The organism is Enhygromyxa salina, assembly GCF_000737335.2.
Classification (GTDB): Bacteria; Myxococcota_A; Polyangia; order Nannocystales; family Nannocystaceae; genus Plesiocystis; species Plesiocystis salina_C.
On sequence record NZ_JMCC02000066.1, the window covers coordinates 56796 to 82660 of the forward strand.

Here is a 25865-nt window from a genome sequence, read left to right on the forward strand (position 1 = left end):
CGACCCCCCCCGTGAGCACGACGACGGCGATCGTCACCACGACGAGACCAGCGCGGAGCCAAGGTGCCCAAGGAGGGCCGGGATCCACCGGCACGAGGTCGCTCACTCGCAGTACCCGCTCAGGGCGTCGTCGCCAGCCAGGGCCGCGGCTCCACCTGCCGCCAAGCCGTCCAGCGCGACAAGGGCGAGAGCGTCAGCCCCAGGTGCGTTCGACGACCAACCGAGCGCGCCTGCGGCCATGCTCGTGTGAACGAGCGTCTCACCGTCGACGTAGATGTAGCCGTCACCGCCGCCAGCATCGTCCGCGACCATGACGACCTCAGCGGTCTCGCCCGACGGCAGCGTGTAGGTCACCGATGCCCACCGCGTGCGATGTCCGTCGTGGGTCACGTACTCGTGCGCCTCGGCGAACGGCGGCGGGATGACTTGCGGTTGCGGTGGCGCGAGCAGCACTAGCGAGATTGCCATGCTTGCGAGCATGTGCGGACGCTACCGCGGGTGGGATGCGGGGCAACCGAAACGGCTGCGCGGAGCAGCGTGCGCATCGCCCCTCGCCGCGACGCTGGTCCAGCCCGACATCTCAGGGTCCTGCAAGCTGCTTTCTTTGTCCCTGGGGTGCATCCAACTCAAATTGTGGCATGCACCCCCAGCCAAAAGTGGCACGCACGCCACCATGCACCCTGAAGATTCAAAGGAAACACAGCTGTTGTTGGCGAGCCCTGGCATGAGGTTGAGGGTGGCGTGCGTGTCTGCTCTGAGTTTTCCATGATGGCATCTCCACGTGCCGACAATGGCCCATCCACTGTGGTCAGAGAATAGTGGCACTAGCCTGTCATTCGTCAGCCGAATTGATTGCATGTCACCGTTTTGTCGCCCGTGCGTCATCGTGAACAATCTCGTGGTTCGGGTCTCCGACTCGGGGTATGTCGAGCATCACCGTGGAGGTCGACAACAGGCGGGCGGCCCCTTCGACTTCTACGGTGCCCAGGTGAGTTCGCTGACCTGAAATGGCGAATCATCACGCCTCCAGGCTTTCATTGTGCGTCGCCATGTGCACTACTTCGACCGTGGTTGCGACCCTCACCACGGACGCCGCGAGGCGCATCGCGCTAGAAGCTCAGGGGTTTGCCCGCAAGCGCAAGAGTGACTCGCCAGGCCCACGCCAATACGCGAGCGTCATGGCAAGGCTCGGCCTCATCCAGCTCGATTCTGTGAACGTCTGCGCGCGCAGCCACTACATGCCGTTCTACGCCCGCCTCGGCGCGTACGACCAGCAGCACCTCGACACGTGGCTCAACACGCGAGAGCGACACTTCGAGTACTGGGCCCACGAAGCCTCGGTGATGCCCGTGGAACAATATCCACTGTGGCGCTGGAGGATGGCAGAGTGGCGACGCTGGAAGCGCGCGGAGTTGGTGTTGCAGCAGCATCCAAAGCTCGAGCGCGACGTGTTGAGGCAGGTGAGCGAGCGTGGCCCGATCAGCGTGAAGCAGCTGATTGCTCCAAGCGGGCGGACCAAACCGTGGTGGGGATACGGCCCCGGCAAGATCGCCCTGGAGACGTTATTTGGCGAAGGCAAGCTCACCGCGCTGCGAGGCAAGGGATTCACCAGGCTCTACGATCTGCCGGAGCGCGCGATCCCCAAGTCCATTCGCCTCGACGATCGCTATGACAAACACCTGGCCCACCACGAGCTCCTGCTACGCGCGACGCGTCACCTTGGGATTGGCACCGCGCGAGACATCGCCGACTACCACCGGCTCCAGATCACCGTGGCCCGACCGATGCTCGCCGAGCTCGCTGCTGCTGGCCACATCGACGAGGTCGCTGTGAACGGCTGGAAGGGCCCGGTCTATCGCGACCCGGCGGCCCGATGCCCGCGGGCGATTCGAGGTGCAACCCTGCTCAGCCCCTTCGACCCGCTGACTTGGAATCGAGCGCGGGCGGAGCGGATCTTCAATTTTCGCTACCGGATCGAGATTTACACGCCACGAGAGAAGCGCGAATACGGCTACTACGTGTTGCCGTTCATGCTCGACGGTGAGCTCGTCGCCCGCGTGGACCTCAAGGCCGATCGCCAGGGAGGCACGCTCCGGGTGCCTTCGGCGTTCATCGAGCCCGGTCGCGACAAAGCCCGCGTGGCCAAGGCGCTCGCGACCGAACTCGAGCGCTTCGCCACTTGGCTTGGCCTTGGCAGCGTCTCGCTGGGCCGCAAGGGCGACCTCATACGCGACCTCCGCCGCGCCTCGACGTGAACTCGAGCTGTCTTCAGCTCGGCGACGCCTTCGTAGACGGTTCACCTTGGGCAGCGAACTGATTGGCGCTCACGGAAGACGCGCAGCCTAGTTGGCTGCGCGCACCTCCAGCGCGACCGTGAACGCCACGCCGGGCTCGCGCAGGCGAAACCCCGCGAGCCGCTCCTTCGCGCAGGCCTCGTACGCTTCGAGCTGCGCGCGCCCGAGCTTGGCCCCGCTCGCGTTCAGCTCGACCAGCTTGTGGTCGTCAAAGCTCATGCTCAGCACGACCCCACGCTTGGGCAGCGGCGCCTCGAGCTCGGTCACGCAGGCCAAGATCGTGTCGCTGGCCCGCTCGACGCGAGCCCACTCGTCACCGGTCGGCGCCGTGCCCTGGGTGACCGCGCGCGAGTAGGTCAAGGACTCCGGCCCCAAGCGCAGCCGCGCCGCGAGGGCACGGTCGGCGGCCGGGTCGGGCTTGGGCTCGGCCTCGATCGCCGCCTCGGGCACCCACCCGACCGCCAAGAACGCCGGCGTGAGCCCGCCCGAGAGCGCCGCGAGCAGATCGACGAGCTGCTGATGCTGCACGTTGGTCGCCAGCCCGAGGCTGATCGTGTGTTCGCGGGGATAGGCCCGGTGCAGCTCGCCGACCAGGCGCAGCAGGTCGCTGGGCAGCGTCGCGGTCGCGCTCAACCACCGCCCATCCACGCGCACCCGCGGCCCGCGACCGCTCAGCTGCACGTGAATCCGGCTGTCTCGCAGGGCTCGCGCACCCGCGCCCAGATCGTCCGCGCGCGCGATGTACAGCGGCAGGGCGACCACGACCTGAGCGGGACCGCCCGCGTCCTGCAGCGCCGCTTCGTGGACCGCCAGCTCGATCACCGAAGCCCGCGCGGACACCATGGCGGCCAAGGTCGCGGCGTACTCCGGCGCGGGCACGTCGGGCGCCGAGGCCAGCAAGATCGTCCCGCGACCATCGCGGGCAAGCATCGCTTCAATCGCGGAGCTCGCCGCGTCATCGAGCGCGCGAGGATCCAGCTCGCGCGGCTCCGTGGAGGTCGGCTCGAGCCGCAACATGCCAGGCTCGAGCAACAACACGGGCGCCAAGCTCTCTGCTTGCCCGGTGCCACGAGGCACCTGCGACAACACCCAGCCCGGATCTCGCGGTCGCGGCAGCAGGGCCATCACGGTCTCGTGCAGCTCCGCCTCGCGGGTCGCCCGTGCCGCGAGCACGGCCTGCCAGCGCAGCGCCTGCTCGAGCGCGGCTCGGTGCCGCTCGAGCAGCGCCCACAGCTCGCTCGGACTCGGCAGCGGCGGCCGAGCGTGGGGCGCGAGATCTTCGAGCCACGCAGAGAGATCTTCCTGCTCGGCATACAGCGCGTGGACGATCACATCGGCGCGCAGCTCGGGCTCGAGCTCGATCGCCCCCTCGAGCACCCCGCGAACGTGATCGTAGAGGCGCCAGTGGGCGTTGTCGGCGATCCGCGGGTGGCCGGTCTGGGCCAACACCCGATAGGCCAGCGTCTGGGTGATCAGCGACTCGGCCGAGTCGGGCAAGAACATGTCTGCGCTGAGCAGCATGATCGCGTCGGCGATGAAGCGCTGCTCGTCTTCGGTCAGCTGTTCCCCTGCCTCGGTCTGGGCCGCGGCGAGATCCTCGAGGGCGTAGGCTTCGTCGAGCAGGCGGATCACGACCTCGCGGCTGGCCTCGATCCCCCGGGAGCTCGAGTACCCGCCAAGGCTGAGCCACAGGCTCTCGCGGGCCTGGTTGTCGCTGGCGAAGCGGGCCCCGTCATACAGATCCAGCAGGCGATCCAGGCGCAGCAGCCGACCGCGCAGGCCCGCGTCGGCCAGCAGCGCGAGCCGCTCGGGATCCTTGGCCGCCGCCGCGCCGATCGTGGGTATGTCCATCCAGCCGGCGGCGAGCAGCTCGCTGGCGGGCGCCTGGGTCCGCGCGCCGCCCAGGCACGCGCTGAGCAACAGCGCGCCCCCCACCACCGACCCAGCCGGCACCCGGGGACCACGGGTTCCGAGGCGCTGCAGCGAGGGCGACTGTGGCAGCCAGGGAATTCGTGGCACGGGCGGATCGGACATGGGCAGGGGCGAGAAAGTTCTCGCCCAAACAGTTAGCATGATCGGCACGGATGATCCCAGGCGCGCCACAGCCAGCTCTGGCCAAAGCTTGGCGCTGCCTGGCCCTGAGCGCCTGCGCGTGGTTGGTCCCGCGCGCGGCCGCGGCGACCGAGGTCCGCGTCGGCTCGCGCACGATCGGCGAGGGCTACGTGGTCGTGGCCCCGGGCGCGGAGCCGCGCTTGCTTCGCCGCACGCGGCTGGTCCAGTACGTCAACCTTGGCGTCTACGAGCTGCTCGCCCCGCGCGAGGTCGACCAGTGGCGCCGCGACGAAGAAGACGGGCAGATCGAGATCGTCGCGTCACTGCGGGTCCGCCACGACTTTGGCGATTTCTCGCGCGACGCCGGGCCCGACTCCGGCCCCGTGCTCACCAGCGTCGACGGCCGGCAGATCGACCTGATGTACGGCTACGTGCAGGGCCGCCGCTTGGGTAATTTTTTCGACTTCAGAGCGGGGCGCCAGTTCGAGTCCAGCGGTCTCGATTGGTACGCGTTCGACGGGGGCTGGGCCCGCGCCACCACCCCGGCGCACCTGGCCGTGGAGGTGTTCGGCGGCCTGCAGGTCAACGGCGCCCATGTATTTGGCTGGCCAACCTGGCAGCTCGACGGGACCTCCGGCAACGAGCCCGCCGATCGGGCCGGCTCACCCATGCTCGGCACCGCGATCTCGCTGGTGGAGTACCGGTGGATCCACGCCCGCGTGGCCTACCGTCGGACCTTCACGCCGGCCGGCATCAACCGCAACATCCTCGAGCCGACCGGCGCCCCGGATGGCTCGGTCAGCGAGGGGGTGATCGGCGGCGTGGACCAAGAGCTGGTGTCGGCAACCTTGAACATGAGCCTGGCCAAGGGGGTGTTCACTCCCTTCGCGGCGGCGCGCTTCAACTTGGGCACGCTGCGCTTGGATGATCTGTCCGTCGGGTTTGGCGTGGCGGTGTCCGAGCAGCACTCGATCCGCGCCCAGTACCTGCGCACGATCCCCAGCTTCGACCTCGACTCGATCTTCAACCTGTTCACGCTGCAGCCGTTCGAGGACGTGCGCCTGAGCTACCAAGTTCGGGCCGGCGGGGGCTGGACGCTGCTCGGGCGCGGGAGCGCCCGGATCTTCCGCAACGACACCACCCACGAGCTCGGCGTTGCGCCCGACGCCAGCGTGACCTTGGGGTGGGGTGGGGCGCTCGCGGCCCTGTGGCAGCACAAGCGGTTCAGCGTGCGAACCGACGCGTTCGCGCAAGGCGGCGAGGGGGGCCTGCGCGCGGGCGGCAGCGTCGACGGCCAGATCCGCGTGCTCAACGATCGGATCGGCATTGATCTGCGCAGCTACTTCACCCGCTACCAAGACGATCAAGTGCCCGACCGCCAGGGCTTTGGCCTGTCGTTTCAGGCCGGCGCGGACTTCAAGCTGTGGGACGGCATCCACCTGACGCTGCTCGGCGAGGAGCTGATCACGCCGTACCTGGTTCACGCGTTTCGGGGGCTGGCCAACCTCGCCGTCGACTGGAGCTTTCGCGCGGGGAGGCGTCGCTCGTGATCGCTCGAGTGTTCGCAGGGGGGATGGCGCGCGCGATGGCGACCACGCTGGCGTGTGTGTGCTTGTTGGTGCTCGCGTTTGCGATTGGCCTGGTCGTGCCGCCGCTCGCTGGCGCGCTTGGACCCAAGCAGCCGATCAGCCAACCGCCCGCCACGGCCGCCCGCAGCGAGGGCCCGCGCCGCCCGGGCGGACCCGTGTACCCCAAGCAAGACATCCGCGTGCGCATGGATCACAGCCTGCATCTGGCCAAGGGGATCAACTGCAAGCAGTGCCACCAGCGCATCGACCAGAGCAAGCTGTCGTCGCAGAACGACCTCCCAACCGGCGAGGCGTGCGACGCCTGCCACGGCGATCAGCACCCGCGCGTCGCGGCCGGTGAGCAGCCGCGCTGCGCCGAGTGCCACACCCACGTGGAAGAACAGCGCGTGACCGCGACGACGATCTTCCCGCGGCCGCACTTGTCGTTCTCGCATCAGGCCCACCTCGCGCGCGGGGCCGACTGCGGCAGCTGTCACGGCGACATGACCAAGGTCGGCCGGGCCACGATCGCGCAGCTGCCCAAAGAGGCGACGTGCCTGACCTGCCACGACGGCAAGCAGGCCAGCGACACGTGCAGCACTTGCCACCCGACCGGCGTTGACGGCCGGCTGCTCACGGTGATCGGCGACGACGCCACGATGCCCAAGCTGCTGCCCAAAGGCGCCACCTCCCGCGGGGCCGAGCACGACCTCGCGTTCGTCGAGGATCACCGCGGCATCGCCAAGGCCAACCCCGAGCTGTGCGCCAGCTGCCACGACGACAATTTCTGCGCCGACTGTCACGCCGGTCCGATCAGGCCGATGCGCCTGCACGCGGGCGACTACCTCACGACCCACGCCCTCGACGCCCGGGCCAACACCCAAGACTGCTCGAGCTGTCATCGGCTGCAGACCGAGTGTCGCGGCTGCCACCTGCGGATGGGCGTGACCGCGGAGGGGGACGAGAGCGCGTTTGGTGTGGGGTCGCCGCTGCGCTTCCACCCCGGGGATTGGAGCGGGCCCCCGGGTGCGCCGCAGGGCCACGCGCTCCCGGCTCAGCGCAACATCTCGACCTGCGCCAGCTGCCACACCGAAGACGCGTGCCTGGCCTGCCACGCCACGACCGGGGCCGCCAACCCCGGGCTCGACGCGAGTCCCCACGGACCAGGCTTCGCTAGCTCGGCGCGGTGCACCGCCCTCGAGAGTCGCAACCGGCGTGTGTGCCTCAAGTGCCACGCGCCGGGGGACATCGCGCTCGAGTGCCTGTAGCGAACCTCAGAGCACGACCTGAAGGCCAAGGCCTGCGGTCTCGGCCTCGACTGGATCGGCGTGCGAACCCAGATGTCGAGAGCCGACAGACGCAGCCGGGGCAGGGGAGGGCAGCAGAGGGGGAGACTCACGGCCAGCCGCGAGTACGACGGTGTCCGCAAGCGGGCGAGAAGCTGAAAACAGTTCGCTGCCCAGCGGTGAACCAGTCTACGAGAGCGTCTGCAAGCGGGCGAGAAGCCCTCGCCCGAGCTGAAAACAATCCTACGGAACGATCTGCGAGTAGACCGTGAAGATCTCGACCTCGGTCATCGCCACGAGCCGGTGCTCGCGCTCGGGATGAATCCGAACGGGTGCCGCGGGCATGATCTCGACGCGATCGGTCTCATCCCCATCGAGGACCTCGAGGACCGCGCGACCGCCCGTCAGCATCACGACCATGTCTTGCCGCCCGCGGGTCGAGACGAGGACCTTCTCGCCGGCCCGGACCCGAAGGATCTTGCAGGTGTAGCCCTTGGCCTTGGCCCACACGAACTCGCCGCCGAACGAGCGCGCGTCGAAGGGCTCGCCATAGTCGTCCTGCTCCTGGTCGTCCGCTTCTTCTTCCTCGTCCTCCGCCTGCTTGGCGTCGGCGTCCGCGTCCATGTCGTCCTCGTCCTGCGGGTCGACCTCGGGATCTACTTGGCTCATGGCGCGGCAACTCTACCAGGGTATTGCGCCCCCCCACAGAGGTTGTGCGGGCTCGCCCCGACGGCAGACTACTCGCCCTTGGCCGCGGGGCTTTGCTTGGGCTTTTGTTTGGGCTTCTGGCCGGGCTTCTGCGCGTCTTTGCCCTTTTTGCCGGCGTCGTCCTGCTTGCCGTCGCCCTCGGCCTCGTCGACGTAGACCTCTTCGTCGGGCTTGTCGGCCTCGCTGCCCTTGCGTTTTTGCTGGGCCAGGCGTGCGCGCCGAGCCGCGTCGTGATCCCAAGTGTCGACCTTGCCGTCGCCGTTGACATCGTAGCCAATGCGATCGATCTGCTTGCCGACGTAGTAGGTGAACATGTCCGGGCGGCCGTTGGCGTCGCGGTCGGTCTCGACCCGAACCAAGCGGGCGTCGTCGTAGACCCGCCACGCGTCCGCGAAGCCGTCTTGATTGAGATCGAGCTCGTCGCGGACCAGCTTGCCCATCTCGTAGTAGCGACCCATGTCGATGCGCCCATCGAAGTCGGTGTCGTACTGCTCGCGGGTCACGTCGCCGCTGGGTGCGTAGTGGATGAACGCGTCGAGCCGACCATCGAAATTGAGATCAGCCTGCTTGCACGAGATCTTCTCGCCGCCAGCGTCGGTGCCATACAAGGTGACGAGATCGGCGTAGCCATCTTGGTTGACGTCGACCTGAAGCTCGCGCTTGTTGTTGCGATCGCACCGCTCACCGTCAACGGTCAAATACTTGAGGTCCTTGGCGTTGCGATTGCGCCCCGGCCCATCGGGCTCGCCCTCACCAACCGTGACCCCCGGCTCCGGCCCCCCCGGCCCATCCTTGGCGGCCGACTCCTCATCAGGCGCGTCGGTGTCGCCCTTTTTCCCCTTGTTCTTGCAGCCCGCGCCCAGCGTCAGCACGAACGCCGAGACCAGCACGAGAGCAGCCCTCGGATAACCATGAAGACGAGTTGCCACGCTCCCGAAGCCTAGGCTGGCCGCCCCGAGCGAGCAAGCGCTCCCCCCGACCCCCACCACCCCAAACCCCGCGAAGGATCGCCCCCCAACGGACATGCACGCCCCCCCGAAATCAAAGCCCGCGAACTCAGCGCAGCACCGACGCCTACCGCGCCACCCGAGCCAAAGAGCCCGCCCCGAGCCCCGTGAAGTCCCACGCCAGCACGCGGAGAACCCGTCGACCCCGAGCCCCGTGAAGTCCCACGCCAGCACGCGGAGACCCCGCAGACCCCCACTACGTGAAGTCCCACGCCAGCACGCGGAGACCCTGTAGACCCTCACCAGACGATCAGCGAGCCCCCCTCTGGGGGGCCAATCATGCCCCCGCGCACAAACGGCCCCGAGGAGCGAAGCGACCAGACGCGCCAGCGGCTGCAGTCGGCGAAGTGCCAAACCGCCTGTGGGGGGCCAAAAAGGTATGGTAGTTAGCGCGCGCCGACCCCCATGAGCAGCATCGCCAAGCCCGCCGCAGACGTCCAGGAGCTGCCTGTCCGTGAGCATATCCGTAGCTTCTGCATCATCGCGCACATCGACCACGGCAAGAGCACGCTGGCCGACCGCCTGATGGAGCACACCGGCCTGATCGCCGACCGTGACAAGACCGCTCAGTACCTCGATCGCATGGACATCGAGCGCGAGCGGGGCATCACGATCAAGGCCCAGGCCGTCCGCATGAACTACAAGGCCGACGACGGCCGCATCTACCAGCTCGACCTGATCGACACCCCCGGTCACGTGGACTTCAACTACGAGGTCTCGCGCTCGCTCGCGGCCTGCGACGGCGCGCTGTTGGTCGTCGACGCGGCCCAGGGCGTCGAGGCCCAGACCCTCGCCAACGTCTACCTCGCGCTCGACGCCAACCTCGAGATCATCCCGGTCATCAACAAGATCGATCTTCCCAGCGCCGACGTAGAGAAGGCCAAGAACGAGATCGAAGAGATGGTCGGGCTCGACGCCAGCCAGGCGATCTGCGTGTCCGCCAAGACGGGGCTGGGCATCGACGAGCTGCTCGAGGCGATCATCACCTACGTGCCGCCGCCCCGGGCCGATCCTTCGGGCCCGCTCAAGGCGCTGATCATCGATTCATGGTGGGACAACTACCGCGGCGTAATCTCGCTGGTTCGGGTGATGTCGGGGACCTTGCTGCCCAAGCAAGACGTCCGCTTCATGGCGACCAGCAAGGTCTTCGATGTGCTCGAGGTCGGCGTGTTCGCCCCCGAGCCGCTCAAGCTGACCAAGCTCGAGGCTGGCGAGGTCGGGTTCTTGATCTGCAACGTCAAGGAGGTCGCCGACTCCAAGGTCGGCGACACGATCGTGCTCGCGTCAGACCGCGCCAGCACGGCGCTGCCTGGGTTCAAGGTGGTCCAGCAGATGGTGTTCGCCGGGGTGTTCCCGACCGACAGCAACCAGTACGCGGATCTGCGCGACGCCCTGGGCAAGCTCACGCTCAACGACGCCAGCGTGACCTGGGAGCCCGAGACCTCCGACGCGCTCGGGTTTGGGTTTCGCCTGGGCTTCTTGGGCCTGCTGCACATGGAGATCATCCAAGAGCGGCTCGAGCGGGAGTACGACCTCGACCTGATCACCACGGCGCCAAGCGTGAAGTACCGGGTCACCCACAGGCACGGCGCCGTCGAGATCATCGACAACCCAGCCCGGTTCCCCGAGGCCGGCGACATCGAGATGATCGAAGAGCCGATGATCATCGGGCGGATCCAGCTGCCCGAGGAGCACCTCGGCCCGGTCATCAAGCTGTGCCAGGACCGCCGCGGGATCCAGCTGGATCTCACGTACATGACTCAAACCCGGGTCCAGCTGACCTACGAGCTGCCGCTGGGGGAGGTGGTGTTCGGGTTCTACGATCGGCTCAAGAGCGTCTCGCGCGGATACGCCAGCTTGGACTATGAGCACGGCGAGTACCGCCGCGCGGACTTGGTTCGCCTGGATCTGCTGGTCAACGGCGAGAAAGTCGACGCGCTGTCGCTGATCTCCCACCGCGACAACTCGTTCATCCGCGGCCGCGATCTGTGCGTGAAGATGAAAGAAGAGATTCCGCGCCAGCAGTTCGAGGTTGCGATCCAAGCCGCGATCGGCGGTCGGATCATCGCCCGAACAACGGTCAAAGCGCTGCGCAAGAACGTGCTCGCCAAGTGCTACGGCGGCGACGCCAGCCGCAAGCGCAAGCTGCTCGAGAAGCAAAAAAAGGGTAAGAAGCGAATGAAGGCGGTCGGGAACGTCGAGATCCCGCAGGGCGCCTTTCATGCGATCCTCAAGCTGGAGCAGTAGCGCGCCGATGCCCGACGACGACACCCAGGACGCCGCGCGCGGCGATCGACCCGCGGCCGCCCAAGCCGAGGTTCCCGCGGACCCGCAGGGCCGCAACGCGCGCGCCAACGTCAAGCGAGCCCCCCGCGTCAGCCGTCGCTCCGCCGGCCACGTGCGCTCGGGCGCGCGCATGCTCAGCAAGGAAGCCCAGCGGATCCTGCGTAAACACCGGGCCCGGATCGACGCCAAGGTCATCGCGGAGATCGAGGCGACCGTCGCCGAGATCGAGAGCCTCCGCGCCCAGCGACCCGACGAGGACCTCGCGGCGCTCGAGTACCAGGCCGAGCACCTCGACGAGCTGCTCCATCAACACGCCTCGTTCGCCCGCAAGAGCGCGCTGCGAGACACGATCGAGAACATCGTGATCGCCGTGGTCGTCGCGCTTGGGGTCCGATCGTGCGTCTACGAGCCGTTCAAGATCCCCAGCGGCAGCATGATGCCCACGCTGCGCGCGGGTGATCACATCTTCGTCAACAAGTTCGCCTACGGCGTCCAGATCCCGCTGACCACCCGGGTCGTCGGAGAAGACTGGATCTCGGGGATCAAGCGCGGCGATGTGATCGTGTTCAGGTTTCCGCTCGACGAGTCCGACGACTTCATCAAGCGCGTGATCGGGCTGCCTGGCGACACGATCCGGGTCAACGCCGACCGCCGCAACATCTCGATCAAGCGGGCTGGCAGCGAGCGGTTCGAGCCCGTCGCCCGCGAGAAGATCGAGGACACCAAGTGCCAGGCAGAGAACTCGACGCAGACGATCGAGAACTGCACGCTGTACCGCGAGACCCTCGACGAGCACACCTACGAGGTCCGCTACCGCGACGACCTGCGCAGCAACGATCCCAGCTTCCGCACCTTCGAGGTCCCCGAGGGCTACCTGCTGGTCATGGGTGACAACCGCAACGCTTCGCATGACTCGCTGGCGTGGACGGTGAGCGGGGACACCGTGACCGCGGGCGGGCTGCTGTCACGGCCCGACATCCGCGATCTGACCGCGGTCGAGAACGAGCGGCTCGAGCTCCACGACGACGGCGACACGATCCGCTCCAACGACGACGGGCATCACGACGAGGTCCGGTATCTGGCCGAGCGCAGCGATCCGACCCGCGATCTCACCCTCGAGGCCTGGCGGGCGCCACCGATCGACTCGCGGGCGATCTTCGAGAGCCTCGCGGCCACCTACGGCGCAACCGAGACCGTCAGCTTCAGCGGCATGATCGGCAAGCTCGAGGGGGCCGACGATCGGATCGCAGAGTACGGCGCCAAGCTCGGCGAGATGCGCTACGCCAAGCACGACGCGACCTCGGAGCTGGTGTTCTGGGCACCAACCGCAGAGGTCGTGTTCCGTCTGCACTGCGGCATCAAGCGCTGCGCGAACAAGGCGGACCTGGCCACCCGCGCTGCACAAGTGGTCAAGTCGTTCGAGGCCAACCCCGACTACGACGCCCGCGAGCTGCTCAGCTTCGAGTACGGACGCACCCAGACCTATCCGGGCCGCGGACAGCGGGACACTCGCTACCTCGAGCGGCGGTTTGGATCCGAGCAGGGGGGTGTGCGCATTCGAGCTTGGCGATCGCCCCACGAGAGCCTCGCCGTGCTGCGCGATGCCGCGCTGGCGGAGCACGGGGCAGGGCCGCTCGCGCCCGCGATGCTGGAGCACTACGAAGTCGCCCCAAGCGAGGCTGGGCTGGCCGCAGACCTGGGCCCACAGGCGTGGGTGCTCGAGCACGACCACGGCTGGACGGTCGTCCACGCCGATGAGGATCAGCAGATCCTGGCCGTGCTCGATTGCGGGCCCAAGCGCTGCAAGACCCAGACAGACGCGCTCGCGCTGGCCACCACCGTGGCCTCGCGGTTTCCTGTCGTGGCCAAGGATCGGGATCGCCTGTCGGAGCTGCTTGGCCAGGCCGACGTCGGCGGGCTCCCAGAGCAGCCGGTCGTGGGCAACGAAATTGGCTACTACTGGGACCACCTGACCGTCGTTGGCGTGGTTCTAGATGACAGCCACTCGGTCAACATCGAGGTCGAGATCGAGCCGGAAGGGGGCCTAGAAGCCGCTCTGGAGGCTCGCAAACAGGATCTGCGCGACCCGGAGCCCGTTGATGGGCTTGGGCCCGTGGCCTGGTACGCCGACACGCCCAATGGGCATACTTTCTTGTTCAGTGTTCCAGAGACGAAAATGGTCGTCGAGCTCGCGTGCCGTCCGGGTCTATGTCCAGACCGCGCGACCGCGCGGGCGCTGGCCGATCGCGCCCGCGAGAAGGGCCAGGACCCCGAGAACTACCTGCAAAAGAGCGTCAGCCGGCCACGGCCGTTCGTGCCGCGCGGAAACGTCAAGGGTCGCGCCGAAGTCATCTGGTGGCCGACCACTCGGTTCTGGAAGAAGATCGACTGAGCGTCGCCCGGAATCCAGCGGATACGCCATAGCTGGGCCAGAACAACGCCAAGCGCTGTTCTGGCCCAAGCGCGGCCACAGATAAAAGACCGATAAGGTAGATTATGTAAAGTAAGATGCACGGCGACCGGCGTAAGCTGGATTCACGACCGCCGCGTTAGGCCGCCCGCATGAGCCGCTTTCGCCTGCCGATCAAAGACCCCTGCCACGAGAACTGGGACGCGATGAACCGCGAAGGTGATGCTCGCCGGTTCTGCGAGTCCTGCGTCAAGCAGGTTCACGATCTCTCGGCGATGACCGAACACCAGGCTCGCAGCGTGTTGGATGTAGAGAGCGCCAAGGGTCGCGTCTGTGTTCGCTACACCGCCGATGAGGCTGGCAACGTCAATTTCCTGCCCGAGATGGCCCCGGCGCCCAGCATCTGGCGGATGACCCTCGCCGCCGCTGGCATGACATTGGCGCTGCTGACTGGGTGTACAGATACAGAGCCCGACGAGATCCGCGAGGATCGCTGCGTCTATGAGGTGGGCCCCTGGGCGTTCACGGCGGCACGCGGCGAAGGCAACTGCCCCTCGGTTGAAGCGCCCCCCCACGAGATGGTTGGTGAAGCGCCTTACGAGATGGTTGGCATGGCCTCGATTGAGCCGGAGCCATGCGATCCCGAGCCTGCACCGATTCTCGAGGTCAAAGGCGACATCGGGCCCGAGCCCGAGCCGGTGTTGGTCCGTCCAGAGCCCGTCAGGATGGGCAAGATCGCCATCGACCACGGGCCCCCAAGCGAGCCCCCAATCGAGCCCGATCCGCCCCCCGTCCCCGAGTTCCTGGGCGAAGCGCCGATCGACCCCGAGCCGCCCAAGCCCGTCACTCATGAGCCCGTCCCCGAGTTCATGGGCGATGTCGCCTACTCGCCCGATCCGCCTACTCCGTAAGACTGCGCCCGGCAGGATTCGAACCTGCGGCCCCAGGTTTAGGAAACCTGTGCTCTATCCAACTGAGCTACGAGCGCGCACGTGTGAACACGGACGCGGAGTGTGGCGGGCCGCGAGCGACAGCGCAAGCCTTGATGCAGGCGCGCACGCCAGAGTTCGCTGCCCGCGGTGAACCAGTCTACCAAGGCGTCCGCAAGCGGGCGAGAAGCCCTCGCCCGAGCTGAAAACAGTTCGCTGCCCGCGGTGAACCAGTCTACCAAGGCGTCCGCAAGCGGGCGAGAAGCCCTCGCCCGAGCTGAAAACAGTTCGCTGCCCGCGGTGAACCAGTCTACCAAGGCGTCCGCAAGCGGGCGAGAAGCCCTCGCCCGAGCTGAAAACAGTTCTCGCCCGAGCTGAAAACAGTTCTCGCACGAGCTGAAAACAGTTCTCGCCCGAGCTGAAAACACTTGGCTTGGCTGCAGACCGGGGCGCCAGTACGCTGAGGGCCCCCGTGAGCGGGCGAGAAGCTTCCCCGAGCTGAAGACAGCCTCGTGCATCGGATCCGACCGACCGCGCCGCCGCCAGCGAGCTACCTGATCCCGGCGTTCACCGCCGCGCTGTGGTGGGCCGTGATGACCATGGTCGCTGACCAAGGCGTCGCCACGCAGCGCAGCCTGGTGTTTTTGGGCGGTCCGCTGGTGCTCCTGTCCGGTCTGCATGCGCGTTTGTTCACGTTTCTCCACGCGCCCGATCGGATTCGCTGGCTGCCGCTGCCGATCGCCGTCGCGCGGCACTGGCTCGCGGGGATCCAGGCGCACTTGCCCGCCTTCACGCTGACGGCCGCGCTGGCTGCTGGCGCGCTGTATCTGGCCTCGGACATCACGCTGGTCGTCGAATTTTGCTGGTTCGTGGTGTTCGCGGGGCTGCTCGAGCCGCTCGCGTCGGCGCTCGCGGCGATGTTCGGTCGCCGGTTCCCCGAGGGCAGCCGCGCGCGGGAGCTGCAGCGAAGCCTCGGCGGCGGGTGGACGACCCCCGAGGCCGTCGTTCACCTGTATGCACCCGCGTTTGCGCTGGCCTTGGCGGTCTTGCTGGCGATGCCGGGCCAGCTGTCGTGGGAGCGCTGGGTCGACGGGCACGCGCTCGGCACCACGCAGATCGCGGTGAGCCTCACTCCCCTGCTCCTCGCCCTTGGCCTGCGCTTGGCGGCGCCCGCGCTGTATCGGGCGGGTGTGTGGGAGGCGGTCCCGTGGCTCAGTGAAGCGACCCGCACGCTGGCCGGGCCGCCCCAGCCCGAGCCAACGCCGGGCTGGGTTCGCAGGGTCCCGGACGCTTGGGCTCGGCTGCTCATCGTGCAGTTCCTGCGAATGACACCGCTGCCGTACTTGCGCCTGGCGATCGTCGTGGGCCTCGCGGTGCACGCCGCGCTCGCCGAGCAAGCCCCTGGCGGACCGGGGATCGCGCTGGGTCTAGCGGCGATCGGCTTGTGGACTGTGCCCGCGGGCACAGTGATGCGGGCCCAGGTCGCCCGAGCCCGGTTGGCAGGCGCCCTTCCCCTCTCTGCCAGCAAGCGCCGGGGCCACAGCGGGATCCTGGCAGCCTCCGCGCTCGCCCTGCCACCGCTGGGGTTGCTGGGTGTGATCTTGCTTCGGCTGCTGGGTTGAGCTCGAGTAACACTTTGCATTCGTGCGCCAAGCTACTGATATTACGTGTCTATCCTCGCAACTAGAGAACCATTGTGCACACAATTCGGAGCCTCGCGCGCCTGGTATCACCCGCTGAATACTGGTAGCCCAGCTACCGTCTTGGCCCCCGCGAGCTGCGGTGATGTGTACCGCGCCGACCACCGGAATCCAGAATCAGATGAACCGACTCCGCGCCCGTGTGTTCTCCGCCTCCTTGACTGGTCTGTTTGGCCTCGGCTTCGTCGGCGCGCTGCTTGCCGCCCCCAGCGTCGCCCAGGCAACCGAGACCTCCGCGATTGACGCCTTCCAGGCCAAGCACGAAGTCGTCGTCAAGCTGGTCAAGGACAAGGCGACCGACGCCCAGCTGCAGGCCAAGGTCGACGAGCTGCTCGACTACGACTACCTCTCGACCTCGGCGCTCGGCGGGCCCGAGCGCTTCGCCGCGGTCTGCGAGACCCGCTGTGACGAGTTCTCCGAGCTGCTGACCCGCCTGATCCGCGAGAACTACCTGCGGATGATCCGCAAAGCCGAGAAGCACCCGGTCGAGTATGTCGAAGAGGTCGCCGGCAAGAACGGCGTCTTCAAGGTCACGACCCGCGTCAAGATCGAGAAGAACGGTCGGGAGCAGACCGTCACCGTCGAGTACGTGATGCACAAGGTCGACGGCAAGTGGCAGGTCCGGGACATCATCACAGAGGGTGTCAGCTTGGCCAAGACCTACCGCTACGAGATCAACAAGATCGCCAAGGACCAGGGCATTGGCGGCGTGATCACCAAGCTCCAAGCCAAGCTGGACGCGCTCGCTGCCGAGGACTGATAAGCTCGGTTTGATGCCTCCCCCAGACGGCACCAGGTCTGGCTGGACCGCGCCCCTGTTCGGGAGCGCGGTCGTTTCGTTGGTTGTGGCCGCGCTCGGCTGCACAGAGGCCAAGGTGATCGGCGAGGGGCAATTCAGTCGTCCGATCGCGCTGGCGTCGGATCCAGCGGCGCCCCTGCCCCGTCTGGCGTGGCTGCCCGGTGACGCGTGTCCCGGGCCCGTTGGCGGCTGCACGAGCTTCTGCACGGGGGCGCCCGACAGCTGTGATCCCGCGGCTTGCCGACCCTTGCTGCTCGACAGCGGGACCCCGCTGTCGATCCTGCCGAGCACGGACGACACGCTTGGATTTGGCGAAGAGTGTGTCGAGCTGCGCGCGGCGGGTGGGCTGCTCGACAGCCCCACCGACGCGGCCTTGACGGCCTCGACGGCGTCATTTCGCCTGCACGAGGCCCCGATCGTGCGTGCACCCGGGACCAGCGTGAACGGCTGGGCGTGGGAGGCTGGCGACGATCTTGGCCCGGTCGTGATCGGCGGCGTGATCGGGGCCAACATCCTGCGGGACTTCGCCCTCGAGCTGCGTCATCTCGACGGCGAGACGCCGAGCGTCGCGTTCTTCTCGGAATTTCCGGGCACCGAGACGGTGCTCGCGGACCAGGGCCGCGCCTACCTGCGCCTGCAGTACCCAGGTCGCTTGCTCGGGCGGCTGCGCAACGACAACTGCGAGCTCGCGCCGGGCTTGGACTGCCGCCTGACGGGCGGCTTGAACATCGGTCAAGATAACCAAGATCTGTTGTTCGAGAGCACCCGCGCGCTCGTCGATGCCTGCGTCGCCCCGCCGCCGTGCGCGGTCAGTTGGTCCGAGTCCGCCGGGTGCCAGCTCAGGACCGGGGGCCAGGCGCCGACCTCGTGCCTGGCCGACCCCGCCGAGCTCGGTGGCAGCGCGACGCTCGTCGTCGCGACCGGGGTGCCGGGCTTGGTGTTGTTCGAGGACAGCGCCGCCCGGCTGTTTGGATCGCTCGACCAGCTGCCCGATTGCGGCTCGCTCAGCCCGGAGTCAACCGCGCCCGCGTGTGTCCAAGCCGAGCTGGGTCGGTTGGTGTTGCCCGGCTGGCCAGCCCTCGACCAGCTGCAACGGCTGCGGGTGCGCTCGTTGGGCTTGGTCCAAGGCCTCGACCAATCCAGCGGTCTCGCGCCGTGCCAGCGCCTCCGCGATCGCCTCGATGGCCTGGTCCGACAGTGCAAAGGTTTCGCGGCAGAGGGTCGCCCGGTGCGACCAAGCGCGAAGCTTGGGTCATCGATCTCTTCATCGGCCCTGGTCATTGGCGAGGTCGCGCTCAGCGACGAGCAGCTCGGCCCCGACACCAGCGCATGGCTCAGCACCCTCATCATCCCCGCGACCGCGGCGCCCGTGCTCGCCCTGCGACGCGAGATCGTCCCAGAGGGAGCCCAGCCCGACGGCCTCATCGGCGGCGCCTTGCTGACCAACACCGAGACCGTGCTCGACTTCACCGAGTCCGTCGAGAGCCCCGGCTTGCGCGTGCGATGTCTGGACCCCGGCGCCCGGTGCCTGGCCGCGCCAACCTGCGAGCCGGAAGAAGGCACAGTCGAATTCCCCGACGCCGACCCCGGCCGAACCAGCTGTTGCTTCGGACTTCCCAGCAACCTGATGGCCCGGGTGATCCTCGAGGGTGAACAAAAGCAACCGCCAAGGGTCGAGGACGCCTGCTGCTCCGCCCTGCCACGCGCCGCCCTAGCCGACCTCCAGAGCCCCGCCCTAGCCCTGTGCACCGACGTCGACCCGGGATAGAGGCGGTTTTTAGACCCCCACAGCCGCCTTCGCACTTCGCGGTCACTCGCTTCGCTCGCTCCCAATGGGCCGTTTGTTCGCATCCGCATGTGTGGCCCCCTCGAAGGGGGCTCTCGTCTGGACAGCTACGGCCACCGCAGGGCGCTCCATTCGTATTTGTCCGCAGCCCCACTGCAGTCCGTCGAAGCCGCCCGAGCCCCCTTCCAGCGCCAGCAGTCGGCTAAGCACCCGTACACCTCCGCCGAAGCCTCCCGAGCCCCCTTCCAGCGCCAGCAGTCGGCGAAGCACACGTCCAGCGCCAGCAGTCAGCGAAGCACCCGTACACGTCCGCCGAAGCCTCCTGAGCCCCCTTCAAGGGGGCCACACATGCGCCCGCGAACAGCCAGCCCCGAGGAGCGAAGCGACCAGACGCGAAGCGGCTGCAGTCGGCGAAGTCTAAGGTCTATGTGGGGGTCTAATGAAGCCCTGCGCTGCCTTGCATGCCGACGAGTCGCTGTGGGTCCACCCCGATCGCGTGCAGAGCCTCGACCCACATGCGCTCGGGCTCGCAGTCGAACAAGAAGTCCACGTCGACGCCGATGTCGTCCTCGCCGTCTTCGACGACGGGGACGACGACCCAGCTGCCTCCGGCGATCTCGGCCTCGAGCTGGCCGCCGCCCCAGCCGGCGTAGCCGAGCAGGAACATGAAGTGGGCGTCGTCAGCACCGAAGCGCATGTGCTCGGATCGCTCGGCTCCCTCACCGTCGCGCTTGACCGACTCGAGCGAGGTGGTGAGCCACAGCCCGCTGGCGAGCTGGTCAGCCTCGGTGTCCCACTCGGGTTGATCGTGCAGGAACCACCCGCGGATCTGCTCGACCGGCCCGCCAAGCCTCACCCGGCTGTCGGGATCGCCGGCCCACTCGAGCGACAAAGACCGCGCCACTTCTAGCAAGGTCGTGCGCATGGGGCTGTTGAGCACCAAGCCGAGCGCGCCGTCTTCCCCGTGGTCGAGCATGAACACGACCGAGCGATGGAAGTTCGGATCGAGCAACTGCGGGACCGCGCACAGAAGGTGCCGAGTGAGTCCGCGCTCGCTGCGATCGATGATGGTCACGACCTCAGCTTAGCCCATCGGCGAGGGGCCGCACACGCGCGGAAGCACAAAGCCCGAACGCCCAGAAGGCCCGTGGTGCAATCCTTGGCGCCGGGTCGCGCCGATCTTCAATTGAGCCAGACTGACCCAAACGCCGGCCTACTGGGTCTCCAGGCCACTTCGTCGATACCGGCCGCCACGGACAAGCCCAGCGGACGGTGGCGCGCTGCGATGCTGGGTGCGCTCACTTGTCCTTGGCCTTGCCCTTGGCTTTGCTCGCCTTCTTGGACCGCTTGGCCGCTTCGTGCTCGCGCCGCTTTGCCTCGTCCTCGGCCTGTTTGCGGTCGCGGTCGGCAGCTGTGTCGGCGTCGACGTCGGTGACCGTGTTTGTCGGCTCGTCAGCGCGCTCATCGGCCGGTTGGGTCCCATCGACCGGAGCTGGTGTTGGAGCTGGCTTCGGAATTGATTTCGGATCCGTGGATTTTTCGTGCGGGGGCGCCGGGGCGTCGTCAGCGTCTGCAGCTTTATCGCGCGGTTGGGGCGACCCAGACGGCGTGGTCGCCGGTGATCGCCCTGGGCCGAGCGTGGCAGGCCGCGTGGGTCCAGGGGCCGGCGGGTCGTTCGCCGAACCGGCGAGGTCCGCCTCGTCCTCGATCGGCCCTGCGACGGGCTGAGACGAGGCGACTGCCAGGTGTTCGGGCGCGCTCGCGGCCGCGTCCGCGTTTTGCTCGCTGCGAGGCTCGTCGCCGCTGATCAGGGTCATCCCGACGCCGACCGCGGCGAAGATCATCAACAACGCGACGCCCGCGGCTGCGAACGGCGCCCACTCGCGCGGGCGAGGCTCCGCGCGCGGAGCTGAGACCACCACGATCGGGGCGGTGACCGACACGCCTTCCCCGGCGCCCGAGGGTTGCTGAAGCTGGGTCGTGGGGGACGTCGCCGGATGGGACGCTGTCCCCGGGTGCTCGCTCGCGCTCGCGGGCAGACTCTCGAACGCACCCGTTGCCGGCTGACCGATGCCAGCGTGTGAACCAGTGCGCAGCGCGACCGTCCGTCGAACACCCGCCGCACTCGAGGCTCCCGCCGAGCCCGTCGATATCGTCGCCCCGCTGCGCACGGACGCGGGCGCCGGTGCGGGCTGCCAAGCCGCGCCAGAACGATGGGTCGGCGGTTCGCTGATCGGCGCCGCGGCGATCAGCGAGGACGCGGCGTCGAGCGCCTCGATCGTCTCACGCGCGCTGGCGAAGCGATCCATCTTCGACTTCTCGAGCAGCTTCTGCACCACGTTGGCGAGCGGCCGCGGCACGGCGTCCGGCAGCGGCGGCGGCTCCTCCATGATCTGCATGCGCAGCAGCTGCGCCGGATCATCCGCCGTGAACGGCGGGCGCCCAGCCAGCATTTCGTAGAAGATCAGACCTGCCGCGTAGAGATCCGTGCGCGCGTCGACCTTGCCGCCCGCGGCCTGCTCGGGCGACATGTAGCGCGGCGTCCCAAACACGATCCCCTGCCGCGTCAGCTTCTCGGTGCCCCGTTCATCGAGCAGCTTGGCGATCCCAAAGTCGACGAGCTTGGCGATCTCCTCGCCACGAAAATCCGTGGTGATGAACACGTTCTCGGGCTTGAGATCGCGGTGCACGATCCCGAAGTGATGCGCGTGCTCGAGCCCCGACAGGATCTGCTTGGCGGTCTCGATCGTGGCAGCGGGTGCCCAGGGCCGACCGAGCCGGGCCTCGAGCTCGGTGCCCTCGAGCAGCTCCATGACCAAGTACTTGGTCCCCGCCTCGGTGGTGCCGAAGTCCGTGACCCGCACGCAGTTGGGATGGTCGAGACGCGAGGCGCTGGTGGCCTCTCGATCGAAGCGCTTGGACACCGACGCGTCACGACCGATCTCTGGGTGCAGGACCTTGATCGCCACGTCACGGTCGAGTCCGGTGTGGCAGGCCTTGAACACCGCCCCCATCCCGCCGACGCCAAGCAGCGAGTCCACGCGGTAGCGATCGTGGAGCGTGGCCCCAACGAGCGCCTCGAGATCGGGGTGTAGATGCGCCGATTCGCTCACCAGGCCGTCCCTCACCTGCCCCGCCATCGGGACCGGGCGCCATCGAGTATCCGAGCGGATCTATCAAAACTCAACCGAGCGGAGCGATCGCGCGACAACGTACGCTCCCTCACCTCTGGAACATCCTGTCGGTGGGTCGGCCACGCTTCAAACCCGCTCATGACGCTTGTGAGCCGGATGCCCGACGCGCTAGCTTGCTGTCGATGGTGCTGCAGCTCAACCCCGGGGACAGGTACGAGAAATTCGAGATTCTCTCGGTCGCGCGCAAGTACGACGGCTCTTGGGTCTATCGGTGCAACGCCGCTGGATTCGAGCATCCAGTCGCGGTCCGGATCTCCCTCGATCCGGTCCAGGCAGAGGAGACAGCCCGACGCGCGCTGCGAGAGATCACGGTGCTCGAGGAGCTGACCAACAACCATGTGATCCGGGTGTTCGACTCGGGCATGGGGAGCAACGATCACTGGTACATCGTGCTCGAGGCCCTCGAAGGCGCGCGCCTCGATCACTGGCACGACTTCGATCGGCCGATGTCCGCGCCGCAGGCCGTGGGCTTGATCCACCAGGCATGTCTGGGCCTGGCCGAGGTCCACGCCCGCGGGGTCGTGCATCGCGATCTCAAGCCCGAGAACTTGTGGGTCGAGCCCACCGGCAACCTCAAGATCACCGACTTCGCCTCGGCCCGCGGGTTTGGTGCCCAGGCGCTCGCGGGCGACAACGTGACGACGCAGCACGTGCTGGTGGGGACCCCCCAGTACGCGCCGCCCGAGCAGGTCTACTCATCCACGCTCACGACCGCGAGCGACGTGTACTCGCTCGGCGTGATCCTCTACGAGCTGCTCTCGGGGCACTGCCCGTTTTGGGCCGATCGAACCCGCGCGGAGATCGTCAAGTCCTTGGCCGACGATCCGGTCGAGTGGATGAACGCCCACGTCAAGCGGCCGATCATTCCGCTGCGCCAGCACGAGCACTGCAAGGATGTCCCGGAAAACTTGGCGGATCTGCTCGAGACTTGCCTGGCCAAGAAGCCCGAGGAGCGGCCCAAGGACGCAGGCGTGCTCGCCAACTCGCTGGGCTGGGTGCTCCACCACGAGCTTGGGCAGATGCCCGTCGCCACCTTGTTGGTCACGGATCCGGGCGGCGGCGTGGCCTATCGGATGGTGCCTCCGGGTGCGCATCGGCTCGGGTTTGGGCCCGGCATGGACATCCGCTTGCGAGCCGAGGGGGACGACGTCGCCTGGGCCCTGCTCGAGTGGGCGGGCCCGCCAAACCAGGCCGAGATCCGGGTCCTGGATCCGGGCCGCGTCGTCACGATCAACGACCAGCCGATCTCGCCGCGCGCAGCGATCAAGCCAGGCGACCAGATCGCCCTTGGCGGCTTTGGGCTGCGCCTGACTTATCCGCGCGAGGCGTGACTCGCCCGCTTGCGGGCGCCCCAGGCCCGTGTTAAAGCTCCGGTCCCGCTCGCCAGAGTGGCGAAATTGGTAGACGCAGCGGACTCAAAATCCGCCGGGGGCAACTCCTTGCCGGTTCGAGTCCGGCCTCTGGTACTCGCCCGGGACCCACGGTCCCGGGCGTTTTTTTGCCGTCCAGGGGCATGGGGATCGGGCCTCGAGGCTCCGGGCTCGAGGCTCCGGGCTCGAGGATCCGGCTTCGAGGATCCGGGCTCGAGGATCCGGCCTCGAGGCTCCGGGCTCGAGGATCCGGGCTCGAGGATCCGGCCTCGAGGATCCGGCCTCGAGGATCCGGCCTCAAGGCTCCGGCAAGACGAGCATGCCCAGCTCGACGCCGCCGCCGCCCGACCGGATCTGGACAGTGTGGGTCGCGGCCCCGATCGCCCGCCGGTAGCTGCCGGCGCCGACGTGCTTGGCGGTGTCGAGCTGGACGACGATCTCCCCCGCGCCCTCGATGTCGAGGTCGAGGTCGTCGACGTCCGCGAGGTTGACGGTGACCGTGCCCACCGTGTCGATGATCAGATCGCGGCCGGCCTCGGCGTTGACGGTGACCGTACCGATGCCGCTGTATACGTTGACCGCGGCGCTGGTGCTGAGCTGGACGTCACCGCGCGCCGTGGAGATGCGCAGCTGTTCGGTGCCACCGAGGATCTCGACCGAGCCGCCGTCGAGGTCGACCGAGACGTACGCGTCGATCCCGCTGACGAACACGTCGCCGGTCCCGATGATCTCGTGGGCCATGTAGCCGGCGGTCTGAACGTCGAGGTGGTCGAGGCTGGTGATGTCGCGGATCTCGACGGGCAGCTCCGCGCTGAGCCGACCGACCGCTCCCCAGGTCTCCCAGATCAGCGACGCTTTGCGGGCGCTGGTCACCGCGTCGTTGCCGGTGCCGCCAAGGCTGACCCAGCTGCCCTGCCAATCGAGGAAGGTGCGGGCGCCCTCGCCGGTGACGACCAGCTCGGTCGCGGGCAGCTGCAGCTGAACGGTGTCGAGCCCGACGAGGTTCGCCTCGTCGGCGAACTCCACCTCGCCTCGAAAACCGAACACGCAGGCACTCATCGCGGCCACCGCCCCTGCCACCACCACCAAGCTGATCAGGCTGCGCGTGCGCGGGCGGATTGGGGGCTGGACGGCTGACATGACAGTTCGCAGCTCAAAAATAGGTGGAGAGGCTGACGCCAAGCTCGAGCTCCGCGGCGTAGCGCGGCAGCGCTCGGTTGGCCGAGTAGTAGCGAGTGGTGAGCGGGATGGCGACGCGCGGGGTCAGATCGAGGGACACCCGATCGAGCACGAAGTAGCGTAGATCGAGCTGGGCGTACGGGACCGCGCCAAATTTTGTGGTTCGACGCGGGCGCGCGGCGTCTGGGTCGAGCGGCGCACGACCCCCGTTGGCGGCGACCTGCAGGATCGAGCCGGCCGCGAGATCGATCCACAGGCGCTTGCGATCGAACACGCGGTAGTCGAGGCGCGCGCCAAGCTGCCAGACTTGGGGCCCCGTGCTGCCGCCTGGCTTGACGGAGAGATCAGAGACGCCGACGCTGAGCCTGCGAGTCGCCTGGCCCATGAGCGAGACGCTCCAATCATCGTAGAAACCGGGGCGCCTGGTGTCGGCGCGAAAGCCCACGGTCATCATGCGAGTCACGCTCAGGCGCAGCTGATGGTCGAGCTTGGGCTCGACTTCTTTGTTGGTGGCGACTCGATAGGCGTCGGTGATCGCGTAGATCCACAGCAGCGGCGCGGCGCTCGAGAACACGCCGTAGCCGATCAAGCGAGCGTACTCGGCCGGGAGCGGACGGGTTCCGTCGTTGCCCAGCCGAAACAGGGCCGCGGCGGCGATCGTGGTGCCAACGGTGCCAAACAGCAGGCCGGTGCCCTTGTATCCCTGCCCGTTGAGGACCTGACCGACGCCGGGGACGAGCGTCGACGCGAGCGGGCTCGCCCACGCGCGCCAGGTTGGCGCGGGTGCGGACGGTGGCGGGACTTGCTGCGCACGCTCGAGCTCGGCTGCGACGCGGGCCTCTTGGGCGCGAGCTTCTTGGGCGCGAGCTTCTTGGGCGGCCGCCCAGACCTCGACCGGGAGCACGCGCTCGCCGTCCCAGACCAAGCGCAGGCCCGAGGCTACGACGACCGGATCCACCGCGGCGGGACCGTGGAGGTAGTACACGCCTGGCGGCAGCTGAAGCTCGGGCGGTTTGGCGCCCTCCCCCACGGTGATCGGGGCGCCGACGGGGAGACCTTCGGTGTCGAACAGCTGGTACGGGCCGGCCAGCGCCGGGGCGAGCACCAAGGTACCCGGTGGCAGCAGGGTTGGCGGCTCTGACACCGCGGCGCTGTCATCCGCTGACGCTGGGGGCTCGGCCGCCGACACGGGGCCCGACGCGGGCGGGACCGCGTCAGGTGGTGCGAAGAGCAAGGTCCACGCGATCGCCGAGGCGAGCACCGAACACTCATACCACGGTGGCGGCTGCCACTACGC

General features: G+C 67.9%; 18 protein-coding genes and 2 tRNA genes. 11 read left to right on the forward strand and 9 right to left on the reverse strand.

The features are described from left to right. Nucleotides 1-102: 102 nt before the first annotated feature. Nucleotides 103-468 (reverse strand): hypothetical protein, encoded by a 366-nt coding sequence (locus DB30_RS24050; protein WP_146660366.1) that lies wholly within the window; start codon nucleotides 466-468, stop codon nucleotides 103-105. A 710-nt stretch (nucleotides 469-1178) separates the two neighbouring features. Between DB30_RS24050 and DB30_RS24055 the strand changes: the two genes are divergently transcribed. Beyond that, nucleotides 1179-2255, forward strand: a complete 1077-nt coding sequence (locus DB30_RS24055) for a winged helix-turn-helix domain-containing protein (RefSeq protein ID WP_205633049.1) — start codon at nucleotides 1179-1181, stop codon at nucleotides 2253-2255. Between the two features lie 87 nt (nucleotides 2256-2342). Here DB30_RS24055 and DB30_RS24060 read toward each other — a convergent pair whose 3' ends face one another. After that, entirely contained in the window at nucleotides 2343-4313 is a 1971-nt protein-coding gene (locus DB30_RS24060; RefSeq protein WP_146660368.1) for a hypothetical protein, read from the reverse strand. Between the two features lie 65 nt (nucleotides 4314-4378). Here DB30_RS24060 and DB30_RS24065 point away from each other — a divergent pair, with 65 nt between their 5' ends. Then, nucleotides 4379-5896, forward strand: coding sequence for a hypothetical protein (locus DB30_RS24065; protein WP_052552973.1), 1518 nt, complete (start codon nucleotides 4379-4381; stop codon nucleotides 5894-5896). 35 nt (nucleotides 5897-5931) lie between these two features. Further along, a complete protein-coding gene (locus DB30_RS24070; protein ID WP_165703921.1) occupies nucleotides 5932-7182 on the forward strand; it encodes a cytochrome c3 family protein in 1251 nt (416 codons plus the stop codon). 261 nt (nucleotides 7183-7443) lie between these two features. On the opposite strand, the gene DB30_RS24075 is transcribed toward DB30_RS24070, so the two are convergent. Then, nucleotides 7444-7869: a hypothetical protein gene (locus DB30_RS24075; RefSeq protein ID WP_052552977.1), complete on the reverse strand. Its 426-nt coding sequence runs from the start codon at nucleotides 7867-7869 to the stop codon at nucleotides 7444-7446. Between the two features lie 68 nt (nucleotides 7870-7937). Further along, nucleotides 7938-8798 carry a hypothetical protein gene (locus DB30_RS24080; protein WP_052552979.1) on the reverse strand — a complete coding sequence of 287 codons (861 nt, stop codon included), beginning with the start codon at nucleotides 8796-8798 and terminating at the stop codon, nucleotides 7938-7940. A 522-nt stretch (nucleotides 8799-9320) separates the two neighbouring features. On the opposite strand from DB30_RS24080, the gene lepA reads away from it, so the two are divergent. The 3 genes from lepA to DB30_RS24095 all read left to right on the forward strand — a co-directional run bounded on the left by lepA (nucleotide 9321) and on the right by DB30_RS24095 (nucleotide 14522). Beyond that, nucleotides 9321-11162: a translation elongation factor 4 gene (gene lepA, locus DB30_RS24085; RefSeq protein WP_052552981.1), complete on the forward strand. Its 1842-nt coding sequence runs from the start codon at nucleotides 9321-9323 to the stop codon at nucleotides 11160-11162. A gap of 7 nt (nucleotides 11163-11169) precedes the next feature. Then, nucleotides 11170-13593 (forward strand): signal peptidase I, encoded by a 2424-nt coding sequence (gene lepB, locus DB30_RS24090; RefSeq protein ID WP_052552983.1) that lies wholly within the window; start codon nucleotides 11170-11172, stop codon nucleotides 13591-13593. Nucleotides 13594-13763: 170 nt separating this feature from the next. Continuing rightward, nucleotides 13764-14522: a hypothetical protein gene (locus DB30_RS24095; protein ID WP_052552984.1), complete on the forward strand. Its 759-nt coding sequence runs from the start codon at nucleotides 13764-13766 to the stop codon at nucleotides 14520-14522. 3 nt (nucleotides 14523-14525) lie between these two features. Here the strand turns inward: DB30_RS24095 and DB30_RS24100 are convergent. Continuing rightward, nucleotides 14526-14599, reverse strand: a tRNA-Arg gene (locus DB30_RS24100). A 453-nt stretch (nucleotides 14600-15052) separates the two neighbouring features. Between DB30_RS24100 and DB30_RS24105 the strand changes: the two genes are divergently transcribed. The 3 genes from DB30_RS24105 to DB30_RS24115 all read left to right on the forward strand — a co-directional run bounded on the left by DB30_RS24105 (nucleotide 15053) and on the right by DB30_RS24115 (nucleotide 18807). Continuing rightward, a complete protein-coding gene (locus tag DB30_RS24105) occupies nucleotides 15053-16162 on the forward strand; it encodes a hypothetical protein (protein WP_052552985.1) in 1110 nt (369 codons plus the stop codon). A 235-nt stretch (nucleotides 16163-16397) separates the two neighbouring features. Next, nucleotides 16398-17000, forward strand: coding sequence for an MlaC/ttg2D family ABC transporter substrate-binding protein (locus tag DB30_RS24110; protein WP_240480315.1), 603 nt, complete (start codon nucleotides 16398-16400; stop codon nucleotides 16998-17000). Nucleotides 17001-17013: 13 nt separating this feature from the next. Then, nucleotides 17014-18807 carry a hypothetical protein gene (locus DB30_RS24115; RefSeq protein ID WP_052552990.1) on the forward strand — a complete coding sequence of 598 codons (1794 nt, stop codon included), beginning with the start codon at nucleotides 17014-17016 and terminating at the stop codon, nucleotides 18805-18807. A 454-nt stretch (nucleotides 18808-19261) separates the two neighbouring features. Here the strand turns inward: DB30_RS24115 and DB30_RS24120 are convergent, their stop codons facing one another. Together DB30_RS24120 and DB30_RS24125 are read right to left on the reverse strand one after the other, a co-directional pair. Continuing rightward, nucleotides 19262-19900: a YqgE/AlgH family protein gene (locus DB30_RS24120; protein ID WP_052552991.1), complete on the reverse strand. Its 639-nt coding sequence runs from the start codon at nucleotides 19898-19900 to the stop codon at nucleotides 19262-19264. Nucleotides 19901-20123: 223 nt separating this feature from the next. Continuing rightward, nucleotides 20124-21938, reverse strand: a complete 1815-nt coding sequence (locus DB30_RS24125) for a serine/threonine-protein kinase (RefSeq protein ID WP_165703923.1) — start codon at nucleotides 21936-21938, stop codon at nucleotides 20124-20126. Nucleotides 21939-22141: 203 nt separating this feature from the next. Here DB30_RS24125 and DB30_RS24130 point away from each other — a divergent pair, with 203 nt between their 5' ends. Next, the gene (locus tag DB30_RS24130; protein WP_146660372.1) at nucleotides 22142-23350 is read left to right on the forward strand and encodes a serine/threonine protein kinase; all 1209 of its coding nucleotides are present in this window, start codon (nucleotides 22142-22144) and stop codon (nucleotides 23348-23350) included. A gap of 51 nt (nucleotides 23351-23401) precedes the next feature. Continuing rightward, a tRNA-Leu gene (locus DB30_RS24135) sits at nucleotides 23402-23485 on the forward strand. A 201-nt stretch (nucleotides 23486-23686) separates the two neighbouring features. On the opposite strand, the gene DB30_RS24140 is transcribed toward DB30_RS24135, so the two are convergent. Continuing rightward, the gene (locus tag DB30_RS24140) at nucleotides 23687-24436 is read right to left on the reverse strand and encodes a DUF4097 family beta strand repeat-containing protein (protein WP_146660374.1); all 750 of its coding nucleotides are present in this window, start codon (nucleotides 24434-24436) and stop codon (nucleotides 23687-23689) included. Between the two features lie 106 nt (nucleotides 24437-24542). Continuing rightward, entirely contained in the window at nucleotides 24543-25829 is a 1287-nt protein-coding gene (locus DB30_RS24145) for a hypothetical protein (protein WP_052553010.1), read from the reverse strand. Nucleotides 25830-25865: the final 36 nt, after the last annotated feature.

What these genes read in the sequence shown, in the direction of transcription:
- DB30_RS24055 (WP_205633049.1), top strand. Translation starts at nt 1,179, where the DNA reads ATGGCAAGGCTCGGCCTCATCCAGCTCGATTCTGTGAACGTCTGCGCG.
- DB30_RS24050 (WP_146660366.1), bottom strand. Translation starts at nt 468, where the DNA reads ATGGCAATCTCGCTAGTGCTGCTCGCGCCACCGCAACCGCAAGTCATC.
- lepB (WP_052552983.1), top strand. Translation starts at nt 11,170, where the DNA reads ATGCCCGACGACGACACCCAGGACGCCGCGCGCGGCGATCGACCCGCG.
- DB30_RS24070 (WP_165703921.1), top strand. Translation starts at nt 5,932, where the DNA reads ATGGCGACCACGCTGGCGTGTGTGTGCTTGTTGGTGCTCGCGTTTGCG.
- lepA (WP_052552981.1), top strand. Translation starts at nt 9,321, where the DNA reads ATGAGCAGCATCGCCAAGCCCGCCGCAGACGTCCAGGAGCTGCCTGTC.
- DB30_RS24130 (WP_146660372.1), top strand. Translation starts at nt 22,142, where the DNA reads ATGGTGCTGCAGCTCAACCCCGGGGACAGGTACGAGAAATTCGAGATT.
- DB30_RS24115 (WP_052552990.1), top strand. Translation starts at nt 17,014, where the DNA reads ATGCCTCCCCCAGACGGCACCAGGTCTGGCTGGACCGCGCCCCTGTTC.
- DB30_RS24075 (WP_052552977.1), bottom strand. Translation starts at nt 7,869, where the DNA reads ATGAGCCAAGTAGATCCCGAGGTCGACCCGCAGGACGAGGACGACATG.
- DB30_RS24065 (WP_052552973.1), top strand. Translation starts at nt 4,379, where the DNA reads ATGATCCCAGGCGCGCCACAGCCAGCTCTGGCCAAAGCTTGGCGCTGC.
- DB30_RS24095 (WP_052552984.1), top strand. Translation starts at nt 13,764, where the DNA reads ATGAGCCGCTTTCGCCTGCCGATCAAAGACCCCTGCCACGAGAACTGG.